The organism is Pantoea sp. alder81 (assembly GCF_020179835.1).
Classification (GTDB): Bacteria; Pseudomonadota; Gammaproteobacteria; order Enterobacterales; family Enterobacteriaceae; genus Pantoea.
The window spans coordinates 218495-230566 of record NZ_JAIUDA010000008.1 but is presented as its reverse complement, the minus strand read 5'-3'; the positions used below and the strand labels follow the sequence as shown (position 1 = coordinate 230566).

The following is a 12072-nucleotide window of genomic DNA, read 5'->3' as shown; positions in this document are numbered from 1 at the left end:
TAACGCCTTTACCCAAATCATTGAAAATTGCTGCAATTATTTCTCTGGGCTGCAATTCGAAATAGGAAGGGTAAAAAACGTAAATACAATAAATGGAGTAGAAACATGGCGTGGAATCAGCCCGGAAATAACGGACAGGACCGCGACCCGTGGGGAAGCAGCAATAATCAAGGCGGCAACTCTGGGGGAAATAAGGGAGGGCGCGATCAAGGGCCTCCTGATCTGGATGATATCTTCCGTAAACTGAGTAAAAAACTCGGCGGACTGGGCGGTGGCAAACAGAGTGACAACAATGGCCAGCGCGGCGGCGGTAGCGGTGGCAAACTGGTTGGCATCGTAGCCGTAGCCGCAGTCGTCATCTGGGCTGCCAGCGGTTTCTACACCATCAAAGAAGCAGAACGTGGCGTTGTGACCCGTTTTGGTAAGTTCAGCCATCTGGTTGAGCCGGGCCTGAACTGGAAGCCGACCTTTATCGATCAGGTGCGAGCCGTTAACGTTGAAGCCGTGCGTGAACTGGCCGCCTCTGGCGTGATGCTGACTTCGGACGAAAACGTGGTGCGCGTGGAAATGAACGTGCAGTACCGCGTGACCAATCCTGAGCAATATTTGTATGCGGTCACCAGCGCTGACGACAGCCTGCGTCAGGCCACCGACAGCGCGCTGCGCGGCGTGATTGGTCGTTCCACCATGGACCGTATCCTCACCGAAGGCCGTACCGTGGTGCGTAGCGAAACGCAACGTGAGCTGGATGAAACCATCCGTCCTTACAACATGGGTATTACCCTGCTTGACGTCAACTTCCAGGCGGCACGTCCACCGGAAGAAGTGAAGGCCTCGTTTGACGATGCCATCGCCGCACGTGAAAACCGCGAGCAGTATGTGCGTGAAGCAGAAGCCTATTCCAACGAAGTACAGCCGCGTGCGAACGGTCAGGCGCAGCGTATTCTGGAAGAAGCCCGCGCTTACAAAGAGCGTACGGTATTAGAAGCGCAGGGTGAAGTAGCACGCTTTGCTTTACTGCTGCCGGAATACAAAGCGGCACCGCAAATCACCAAAGAGCGTCTGTATATCGAAAGCATGGAACGCGTGCTGAGCCATACGCGCAAAGTATTGGTTAACGACCGTGGTAACAGCCTGATGGTGCTGCCACTGGATCAACTGATGCGCGGTGGTCAGGCTTCAGGTGGTCAGAATGGCCAGAAAAATACCAATTTGATGAAGCTGCCTTCGTCTGGCAGCAGTGCCAGCAATGATGACTCTTCGTCTTACAGTCCGAGCAGCATCATGGACCAGCGTCGCGCCAACGCGTTACGCAACGATACCCAGCGCGCAGGGAGGGAGTAATCGATGCGTAAGCCAATTATTGCCGTAATTATTGTCGTACTGGTGGCGCTGTACGCATCACTGTTCGTGGTGCAGGAAGGTGAGCGCGGTATCGTGTTGCGCTTCGGTAAAGTTCTGCGTGATAACGAGAACAAGCCGCAGGTTTATGCGCCGGGTCTGCACTTCAAGATCCCATTCATTGAAACTGTGAAGTCGCTGGATGCCCGTATCCAGACCATGGACAACCAGGCCGATCGCTTTGTTACCAAAGAGAAAAAAGACCTGATCGTTGATTCCTACATCAAGTGGCGCATCAGTGATTTCAGCCGTTACTACCTGGCAACCGGCGGTGGTGATGTTTCTCAGGCCGAGGTGCTGCTGAAACGTAAGTTCAGTGACCGTTTGCGTTCTGAAATGGGTCGTCTGGATGTGAAAGACATCGTGACGGATTCACGTGGCCGTTTGACCACCGACGTGCGTGATGCGCTGAACACCGGTACCGCAGGCAGTGATGACGAAGTGCAAACGCCAGCAGCTGATGATGCGATTGCCAGCGCGGCAGCCCGCGTTGAGCGTGAAACCAACAGCAGCGAGCCAGCACCGAATCCGAACAGTATGGCTGCACTGGGTATCCAGGTGGTTGACGTGCGTATCAAGCAGATCAACCTGCCGGCTGAAGTGTCTGATGCTATCTACAACCGTATGCGCGCAGAGCGTGAAGCGGTTGCCCGTAGCCAGCGTTCACAAGGCCAGGAAGAGGCAGAAAAACTGCGTGCTCAGGCGGATTACCAGGTCACTCGTACTTTGGCTGAAGCCCAGCGTCAGGCATTGATTTCACGTGGTGAAGGTGATGCGCAGGCAGCAAAACTGTTTGCTGATGCTTTCGGTCAGGATCCTGATTTCTACGCCTTTATCCGCAGCCTGCGTGCTTACGAGAACAGCTTCTCTGACAACCAGGATGTGATGGTGTTAAGCCCGGATAGCGATTTCTTCCGCTTTATGAAGGCGCCGACTAACACCGCGCGTTAAGAACTGATATAACCTTGAGGCCGACAATGTTGTCGGCCTTTTTTTTGGGAAAAATAGCATGAACACAACCATCTGGATGGCGCTGGCATTAGTTCTGGTGCTGGAAGGGCTGGGTCCGATGTTTCTGCCGCGCATCTGGCGCCGCATGATTATTTCAATGGCGCAGTTGCCCGATCGTATCCTGCATCGTTTTGGCGGTGGGTTAGTAGTAGCGGGCGTGGTGATTTATTACATGTTGAGCGTGCACGCGAGCGCATAGGGTTAAATTTGAGCGATAACGCACGGCTAAATTGTGTCTTGCAGTCGATGTTTCCCCCAACATGTTGTATTGATCAAAACGCGGGCAAAAAACCGCGCAATCGTATGCTAAAAGTGCTGAAAGTGAGCAAAACCGATGGTAGAATCCATTTTTAAGCAATCGGTGATTTTGAAAAAATGGGTAAGAACGTCGTCGTACTGGGCACCCAATGGGGTGACGAAGGTAAAGGTAAGATCGTAGACCTTCTGACTGAACGCGCGAATTACGTTGTGCGTTACCAGGGTGGCCACAATGCTGGCCATACACTTGTCATCAACGGTGAAAAAACCGTCCTCCACTTAATTCCATCTGGCATCCTGCGTGATAACGTGACCAGCATCATTGGTAATGGTGTTGTGCTGTCACCTGAAGCGCTGATGAAAGAGATGAAAGGCCTGGAAGAGCGCGGTGTGCCGGTACGTGAACGTCTGCTGATCTCTGAAGCATGTCCACTGATTCTGCAATATCACGTCGCAATGGACCTGGCGCGCGAAAAAGCGCGTGGCGCCAAAGCGATCGGTACCACCGGTCGTGGTATCGGCCCAGCCTACGAAGATAAAGTTGCTCGTCGCGGTCTGCGCGTGAGCGATCTCTTCAACAAAGAAACCTTCGCCGTTAAGCTGAAAGAAATCGTCGATTTCTATAACTTCCAGCTGGTTAACTACTACAAAACTGACGCCGTAGACTACGAAAAAGTGCTGAGCGATACGTTGGCTGTGGCTGACATCCTGACCAGCATGGTAGTTGACGTGTCTGAACTGCTGGACGGTGCGCGCAAGCGTGGCGATCTGATCATGTTCGAAGGCGCGCAGGGTACGCTGTTGGATATCGACCACGGTACCTATCCGTACGTGACCTCGTCTAACACCACTGCGGGTGGCGTGGCGACCGGTTCCGGTATTGGTCCGCGTTACGTTGATTACGTGCTGGGTATCGTTAAAGCCTATTCAACGCGTGTCGGCGCGGGTCCATTCCCAACCGAACTGTTCGATGAAACTGGTGAATTCCTGTGTGCACAGGGCAACGAGTTTGGCGCGACCACCGGTCGTCGTCGTCGTACCGGCTGGCTGGATGCAGTTGCGGTACGTCGCGCAGTACAGATTAACTCCCTGTCAGGTTTCTGCATGACCAAACTGGACGTGCTGGATGGCCTGAAAGAAGTGAAAATCTGTGTGGCTTATCGCATGCCGGATGGCCGCGAAATGACTACCACGCCTCTGGCTGCTGAAGGTTGGGAAGGTATTGAGCCAATCTACGAATCTATGCCGGGCTGGAGCGAAACCACCTTTGGCGTGAAAACGCTGGAAGGTCTGCCGCAGGCAGCGCGTGACTACATCAAGCGTGTGGAAGAAGTGACCGGTGTGCCGATTGATATTATTTCAACTGGCCCGGACCGTAGTGAGACCATGATTCTGCGTGACCCGTTCGACGCATAATCTTACATGGCCGGACACTGTCCGGCCTTTGTTTATCCGCTCTTTGACTCCGCTCACTCTCTTTTTTCTTGCAATTATCGATACTTGCCTAAGAAAAAACGCACCGGCCTTCACGCTCTGGTTTATCATCATACTTAAACACCACGCCGACCGGCGCATAACCCTAACGCCCGATGATTCACCGAGGTATATGTGCAGCTAACGAGTTTCACCGATTATGGTCTGCGTGCGCTGATTTACATGGCGACGTTGCCGGAAGGTAAGCAGACCAACATTACCGAAGTCACCGATACCTACGGGGTGTCGCGTAACCATATGGTTAAAATCATCAACCAACTAAGCCGGGCTGGCTTTGTCGCCGCAACTCGCGGTAAAAACGGCGGAATTCGTTTAGGCATGGACCCGGAAAAAATCGTCATTGGTCAGGTTGTGAGAAGAATGGAGCCTTTGCAGTTGGTGAACTGTGAAGAGTGCGCCATTACGCCGGCCTGTCGTCTGCGCAAGGCGCTGCACGATGCGGTCCAGTTATTCCTCAAAGAGTTGGATAACTATACGCTGGCCGATCTGGTCAAAGATAACGATTCACTGTACCAAATTTTATTGTCCGAACCGCCGGTGGCAATCCAAATTAAATGACATCGGAGGAACCGTAATGTCAAAAGATCCTTTCCAGGATAGAGAAGCAGAAAAGTACGACAACCCCATTCCAAGCCGCGAATTTATTCTGGCGCTGTTAGAAAAGCGTGAGAAACCCATCAATCGTGATGAAATTGCTCAGGAATTGAATATCACCAGCGAAGACCAGCTTGAAGCGCTGCGCCGTCGTCTGCGCGCCATGGAGCGTGATGGTCAGCTGGTGTTTACCCGTCGTCAATGTTACGCCCTGCCAGAACGCCTCGACTTATTGCGCGGCAAAGTGATTGGCCACCGTGATGGCTATGGCTTCCTGCGCGTTGAAGGCCAGAAAGATGATTTCTATCTTTCTGCTGAGCAGATGAAATTTTGCCTGCACGGTGATGTGATCCTGGCGCAGCCGGGCAGCGCTGACCGTAAAGGTCGCCGCGAGGCGCGTGTAGTGCGTGTGCTTGAGCCGCGCAACAGCCAGATCGTTGGCCGTTACTTTACCGATGCCGGTACCGGATTTGTGGTGCCGGATGACAGCCGCCTGAGCTTTGACATTCTCATCCCGCAGGAAGAAACACTTAACGCGCGTATGGGATCGGTTGTGGTGGTGGAGATCATCCAGCGCTCGACCCGTCGCACCAAAGCCATCGGTAAAGTGACCGAGATTCTCGGTGACGATATGGGTACCAGCCTTGCCGTTGATATGGCGCTGCGTACCCATGAAATTCCGCATACCTGGCCTGAAGAAGTCGAGAAAGAGATTTCGAAGCTGCAAGAGCAGGTGCCAGAAGCCGCGAAAAAAGGGCGTGTTGATTTACGTGAGTTACCGCTCGTCACTATCGATGGTGAAGATGCGCGTGACTTCGATGATGCGGTCTACTGTGAGAAAAAACGCGGTGGCGGCTGGCGTCTGTGGGTTGCGATTGCGGATGTCAGTTATTACGTGCGTCCAGGTACGGCGTTAGATGACGAAGCGCATCAGCGCGGCACGTCGGTCTATTTCCCGTCGCAAGTGGTGCCGATGCTGCCGGAGATCCTCTCCAACGGCCTGTGCTCGCTGAACCCGCAAGTTGATCGTCTGTGCATGGTGTGTGAGATGACCATCTCTTCCAGCGGCAAGCTCACCGGCTATAAGCACTACGAAGCGGTGATGAACTCCCATGCGCGTCTGACCTACAACAAAGTGTGGAACATTCTGCAGGGCGATACCGAGCTGCGTGAGCAGTATGCTGCACAGGTTAAACACCTTGAAGAGCTGCATCACATGTATCAGGAGCTGGAAACTGCGCGTGAACAGCGTGGCGGTATCTCCTTCGAAACTGAGGAAGCGAAATTTATCTTCAATGCGGAACGCCGTATCGACCGTGTTGAACGCACTGCTCGCAACGAAGCGCACAAGCTGATCGAAGAGTGCATGATCCTTGCTAACATTGCCTCAGCACGTTATGTCGAGAAGCACGAAGAGCCGGCACTGTTCCGCGATCACGATCGTCCGAGCGAAGACAGCATCAAGAGCTTCCGTACCGTGCTGAACGAGCTGGGCTTAAGCCTGCCGGGTGGCATGAAACCGCAGCCTGTTGATTATGCAGCACTGCTGAAGCAAGTGGCCGAGCGTCCAGATGCGGAAATGCTGCAAACCATGCTGCTGCGTTCGATGAAGCAAGCGGTATACGATCCAGAGAACCGCGGCCACTTCGGCCTGGCGCTGCAGTCATATGCACACTTCACTTCGCCGATTCGTCGTTATCCTGATCTGCTGTTACACCGCGCGATCAAATACCTGCTGGCGAAAGAGCAGGGCACGCTGAAGGGTAACACCACGCCAAACGGCGGTTATCACTACGATATGCAGCAGATGCTGCAACTTGGCCAGCACTGTTCACTGACAGAGCGCCGCGCCGATGAAGCGACACGTGATGTGGCAGACTGGCTGAAATGCGACTTTATGCAGGATCAGGTCGGCAATGTGTTTAACGGTGTGATCTCTAGCGTCACCGGATTTGGTTTCTTCGTACGCCTCAACGATCTGTTTATCGACGGCCTGGTGCACGTTTCTTCACTGGATAACGATTACTACCGTTTCGACCCCGTCGGTCAGCGTTTGATTGGTGAATCCGGTGGTCGTACCTATCGCCTTGGCGATACGGTGGAAGTGCGCGTGGAAGCGGTTCACATGGATGAGCGCAAAATCGACTTCGCGCTGATCTCCAGCAAACGCGTACCGCGCGGTGAAGGTAAAACCGAGCGTGAACGTGAGAAGCGCGGCGGTAAGCCACCGGCCAGACGTCGTCGCGATGCGGGTAAAAAGGGCACCTTCGAGCCAGATTCAGCGTTCCGCAGCGAGAAGAAAAAGCCTGCGGCTGCTGAGCCATCGGCAAACACCGAGAAAAAAGGCAAAAAAGTCTCTGAGAAAACCCGTAAAATCGCCGCCGCCACAAAGGCCAAGCGTGGGCCGAAGAAGAAACCTAACGAAGCCTGAGGGCTGGATCGCGAAGTCTAAAGGGCTGATCGCATCATGAAGCAAGGGTCGCCATAAATGGTCGACCCTAATTAATGCCCATATTTTCAGATAGATACATACAACCTTGAGCAAACAAATGAGTGAAATAATTTTTGGTATTCATGCCGTGCAGGCGCTGCTGGAACGTGATCCTCAGCGTTTCCAGGAAGTCTTTATTCTCAAAGGCCGTGACGATCGTCGCCTGCAGCCACTGATTGCCGCACTGGAAGCTCAGGGAATTGTGGTTCAGGTGGCTAACCGCCAATGGCTCGATAGCCAGGTGGAAGGCGGTGTGCATCAGGGTATCGTGGCGCGCGTGAAGCAGGGTAAAAACTATCAGGAAGGCGATTTACCGGATCTGCTGCAAAGTCTGGATAAACCGTTCCTGCTGGTACTGGATGGCGTTACCGATCCGCATAACCTCGGAGCCTGTCTGCGTAGCGCTGATGCTGCTGGCGTACATGCGGTGATTGTGCCGAAAGATCGTGCCGCTCCGCTGAATGCCACGGCGAAAAAAGTCGCCAGTGGCGCAGCAGAAAACGTGCCCCTGATTCGTGTCACCAACCTGGCACGTACCCTGCGTTTACTGCAGGAGTACAACATCTGGGTGGTGGGCACCGCAGGCGAAGCCGATCACAACGTGTACCAGAGCAAAATGACCGGCCCGATGGCGCTGGTGATGGGCGCGGAAGGCGAAGGCATGCGTCGTCTGACCCGTGAACACTGCGATGAGCTGATCAGCATCCCAATGGCTGGCAGCGTCTCTTCACTGAACGTCTCTGTCGCAACCGGCGTCTGCCTGTTCGAAGCGGTGCGTCAGCGTTTGGCGTGATCCCCGCCGCAAAAGTGTTTCTGAGCCAGGCATAACTGCACATCCCCCTCATACTTGAACCATGCGTTTTATGAGGGAGATGCCACATTATGACCTGGACAACCCACAGCATTTTCAATCAGCCCCATCCTCTTAGTAACAGCAATTTATTCACCCACGATATCGCCTTATGCGAGGCGGTGGCACGCGAAGGTGCAGGCTGGGACCGCGAATGGCTGGCCTCCGTTGGACTGCAACTCGGCAGCGCCGAATCCCTTGAATTGGGCCGTCTGGCCAATACCCAACCACCTGAGCTGCAGCGCTACGACGCACGCGGTGAGCGGCTAGACGAGGTGCGCTTTCACCCGGCATGGCACCTGTTGATGCAGGGATTGTGCGCCAGCCGCTTGCACAATCTCAGCTGGCAGCCGAATGTGCAGCCTAATGCCATGGTGGCACGAGCCGCGCGTTTTATTTTGCACGCGCAAGTTGAAGCGGGTTCGCTCTGTCCTGTGACCATGACCCACGCCGCCATTCCGCTACTGCAAAATCATCTGCCGGAGGTCTACGCTGATTGGCGCGAGGCGCTGCTGAGCGATCGTTACGATGCACATCATCAGCCGGGTAATAAAAAGCGCGGCCTGTTGATTGGCATGGGCATGACCGAGAAGCAGGGCGGAACCGATGTGCTCAGCAACAGCACGCGCGCGGAACCGATTGGTGTGCACGGCACAGGCGAGCCTTATCGCTTCACCGGTCATAAATGGTTTTTCTCCGTGCCACAAAGCGATGCGCATCTGATACTGGCGCAAACCTCACAGGGGCTGAGCTGCTTCTTTCTGCCGCGCCTGCTGCCTGATGGCATGCGCAACGCGATTCGCATTGAACGCCTAAAAGACAAGCTGGGCAACCGCTCTAACGCCAGCGCCGAAGTGGAGTTTCAGGATGCGATAGGCTGGTTGATGGGCGAAGAGGGCGATGGTGTAAGGCTTATCCTGAAAATGGGTGGCATGACGCGCCTTGATTGCGCATTGGGTAGCCATGGTTTGATGCGGCGTGCCCTGTCGATTGCTCTGCATCACGCGCAGCAGCGTCAGGTGATGGGCAAAAACCTCAGCGATCAGCCATTAATGCGCACCGTGCTGGCGCAGCAGGCGCTGCAGCTGGAAGGACAGACAGCGCTGCTCATGCGATTAGCGCGCGCATGGTCAACCCCCGCCAGCGAGCATGAACGTTTATATGCGCGGCTTTTCACACCTGCCGCCAAGTTTGGCATCTGCAAAGCCGGCATGCCATTTGTGGCGGAGTCGATGGAAGTGCTGGGCGGTATCGGCTATTGCGAAGAGAGTGAGCTGCCTCGTCTCTACCGCGAGATGCCGGTCAACAGCATCTGGGAGGGCTCCGGCAACGTGATGTGCCTCGACGTGCTGCGCGTGCTGGGTCGTCAGGCCGATGTGATGACTATGCTCAATGATGAATTTGAAGCCGTAAAAGGCATAAATCGCCACTTTGATCGTCGCTGGCGTCAGTTAAGGCTGCAGCTCAATCATGTGCGCGAAGGCACGGCGCGCGAGGTCACGCAGGCGCTTTTACAACTGGCGACGGCAGCGATTCTGTTGAAAGTGGCAGAACCGCCGTTGGCCGATGGCTGGTGCGATCAACATCTGGATATGCGGGGGCGGCGTTCGCTGAGTGACGATCTCAGCGCGCGCCTACTGCTGCGAGCCAGCGCTGGCTGATGGCGCGCCATAGAGAATCGCGGTGCCGTACCAAAAGCCGGGTAGTGTGGTTTCATCCAGCATCAGGATTTGGTAATACACGGCGCCCGCCTGATTCGCTCGTGCAGCCAGTGCGCGTTCGGCATCATCCGGTGAACCACGGGTGGAGACGGTAATGTTGCCGAGCTTGCGCAAACCATAACTTTGCGCACGGCTGATCTCCTGCGCGTGGCTGGTGGGCGGCGGTGGGGCTTCGGGGGTGGTTTTAAACGCGGCACAACCGGTTAATAACAAGCACAACACCAGTAAGAGGCGACGCATAACAAGCTCCTGAAAAGGAAGATGGCTCCAGTTTAGGCCATCTTCCCGACTCACATCAGTCTTTCAGATGAAAAACACTCACGAGCTGGGTCAAATGATGACCTTGCTGGCTCAGCGTTTGCGCAGTGGTTTCCGATTGGGTAATCATATCGCTGCTTTGGTGCGTCGCCTGGCCAATATGATTCATCGCCAGATTCACCTGACCAATGCCCGCCGCCTGCTCCTGGGCAGCGATATTGATCTCGCCCATCAGCGTTTTGACCTGCTCAATATGACTGACGATATGCTGCATCGCATCGCGCGTTTGCTCAGACAGCGTATGCCCGGCCGCCACTTTATCGATGGAGGTGGCGATCAAGTTATCGATCTCTTTCGCCGCGTTGGCACTGCGCTGCGCTAGCGCACGCACCTCCGCTGCCACCACGGCAAAGCCTTTGCCATGCTCACCGGCACGCGCCGCTTCCACCGCCGCGTTAAGTGCCAGAATATTGGTCTGGAAAGCAATCGACTCAATCACATGGGTGATATCGGCGATGCTTTGTGAAGCCACGCGGATCTCCGCCATGGTTTCGACAGAGCGTGCCACTGTACTGCCACCATGATTGACGGTGCTGGCCGCTTCACCGACCAGCGCCATCGCCTGGCGCACGTTGGCCGCGGTTTGCGCGACAGTTGCACCAAACTGCTCCATGCTGGCAGAGGTCTCTTCCACGCTACTCGCCTGACGATTGATCTGCTCACTGATGCTGGAGCTGCTGGCGGCGATCGTATCGGTGCCTCGGCTGATATCGCGTGCCGCATGGCGAACCTGACTCACCACTTTTTCCAGTCCATCGCCGATGCCATTAATGGCTGCCACCAGTTGGCCGATTTCGTCACGACGGTTAGAATCCAGATGCGCCTGCAAATTCCCGGCCGCATACTGCTCCGCCAGATGAATCACCTGTTGTAACGGACGCGTAATGGCGCGGCGGCTGTACCAGATAAAGCCCACGGCGAAAGCGATGACCAGTGCAAAGCCAATCACGATAAACAGGTTGCGGCTCTGGGTAATGGGAGCCAGCAGGCTGGCGCGACTCACTTTTCCCGCGATAATCCAGTTCCAGCCCGGCAGTTGCTGCCACGCCAATAATGTAGTTTCACCGTCGAGCTCAATACTCATCAACCCTTTTGGCTGGGTTAACAGCTGCTCCTGGACGGTCTGATCCCAACGCGGCAATTTGCCCTCTGATTCACGATCAAACAGATATTGCCCCTGCGTGCTGCCGGGGGTGCCGTTCAGAACAAAAAAGTTGCCACTGTCGCCAAGATGGCGCGCCAGCACTTTGTCACGCATCAGGGCGTATTGCGTATCGATCTGCACGCCGACGAACAGAATGGCGATCACCGCACCGCTCTCATCCTGCACTGGCTGGTACTGGGTGATATAGCGATGGCCAAACAGCGTGGCCAGTCCGCGATAAACTTCGCCCTGATTAACGCTGCGCCATGCCGCGCTGCTGCGATCCAATTTGGTGCCGATGGCGCGGTTGCCGTCCTGTTTTTTCAATGAGGTAGCGATACGGACATAGTCTTCACCGTCGCGCACAAAGATGGTCGACACCGCGCCGGTGCGATCGAGAAAATCATCCACGGCGATTTGATCAAGATTGAGCGTTTTCAGTCCGGCGCGCAGCGTTGGCGTACTGAGTTCGCCGACCTGGACACGCTCATTTTCATCACGGCTAAAGCGTTTAGGCAGGAAGCTTTGGAACAGCTTGGTGTAATTCGCCACTTCTTCAGACAAAGTGGCGTTAAACATGGTGGCCATTTCATTGATGCCCAACACCTGATTCTGCATATCGTCGGTGGCCAACTGCTCCAGTTGGCGTGCCGCGTTATGGCTCAGGGTTAAGGTCAAGGTAAACAGCACAATCGCCACGCTTAAAGACGTCAATACAGACAGTTTAATGCCGAGACCCATGGCGCTGAGAGAGAGACGCTTCATAAAGTACCTATTTCAAGATTATTGG

The 12072-nt window shown here is 54.9% G+C and carries 10 protein-coding genes; 8 read left to right on the top strand and 2 right to left on the bottom strand.

Annotation, left to right across the window (positions count from 1 at the left end; all coding sequences use genetic code 11):
* Positions 1-105: 105 nt before the first annotated feature.
* The 8 genes from hflK (at position 106) to LBW88_RS20445 (ending at position 9760) form a co-directional block, all read left to right on the top strand.
* Positions 106-1344, top strand: a complete 1239-nt coding sequence (gene hflK / locus LBW88_RS20480) for an FtsH protease activity modulator HflK (protein ID WP_200576663.1) — start codon at positions 106-108, stop codon at positions 1342-1344.
* Positions 1345-1347: 3 nt separating this feature from the next.
* Positions 1348-2352, top strand: a complete 1005-nt coding sequence (gene hflC / locus LBW88_RS20475; protein WP_224933992.1) for a protease modulator HflC — start codon at positions 1348-1350, stop codon at positions 2350-2352.
* Positions 2353-2410: 58 nt separating this feature from the next.
* A complete protein-coding gene (locus tag LBW88_RS20470) occupies positions 2411-2611 on the top strand; it encodes a DUF2065 domain-containing protein (protein WP_200576668.1) in 201 nt (66 codons plus the stop codon).
* 176 nt (positions 2612-2787) lie between these two features.
* Positions 2788-4086 (top strand): adenylosuccinate synthase, encoded by a 1299-nt coding sequence (locus LBW88_RS20465; RefSeq protein WP_224933991.1) that lies wholly within the window; start codon positions 2788-2790, stop codon positions 4084-4086.
* A 192-nt stretch (positions 4087-4278) separates the two neighbouring features.
* Complete coding sequence (nsrR, locus tag LBW88_RS20460; protein ID WP_224933990.1) at positions 4279-4722, top strand: nitric oxide-sensing transcriptional repressor NsrR; 444 nt, start codon at positions 4279-4281, stop codon at positions 4720-4722.
* A 16-nt stretch (positions 4723-4738) separates the two neighbouring features.
* The gene (rnr, locus tag LBW88_RS20455; RefSeq protein WP_224933989.1) at positions 4739-7189 is read left to right on the top strand and encodes a ribonuclease R; all 2451 of its coding nucleotides are present in this window, start codon (positions 4739-4741) and stop codon (positions 7187-7189) included.
* 118 nt (positions 7190-7307) lie between these two features.
* Positions 7308-8042, top strand: a complete 735-nt coding sequence (gene rlmB, locus LBW88_RS20450) for a 23S rRNA (guanosine(2251)-2'-O)-methyltransferase RlmB (protein WP_224933988.1) — start codon at positions 7308-7310, stop codon at positions 8040-8042.
* 89 nt (positions 8043-8131) lie between these two features.
* Positions 8132-9760: an isovaleryl-CoA dehydrogenase gene (locus LBW88_RS20445; protein WP_224933987.1), complete on the top strand. Its 1629-nt coding sequence runs from the start codon at positions 8132-8134 to the stop codon at positions 9758-9760.
* On the opposite strand, the gene bsmA is transcribed toward LBW88_RS20445, so the two are convergent.
* Positions 9734-10060: a biofilm peroxide resistance protein BsmA gene (bsmA, locus tag LBW88_RS20440; protein WP_224933986.1), complete on the bottom strand. Its 327-nt coding sequence runs from the start codon at positions 10058-10060 to the stop codon at positions 9734-9736. The genes LBW88_RS20445 and bsmA overlap by 27 nt on opposite strands.
* 55 nt (positions 10061-10115) lie before the next feature.
* Complete coding sequence (locus LBW88_RS20435) at positions 10116-12047, bottom strand: methyl-accepting chemotaxis protein (protein WP_224933985.1); 1932 nt, start codon at positions 12045-12047, stop codon at positions 10116-10118.
* Positions 12048-12072: the final 25 nt, after the last annotated feature.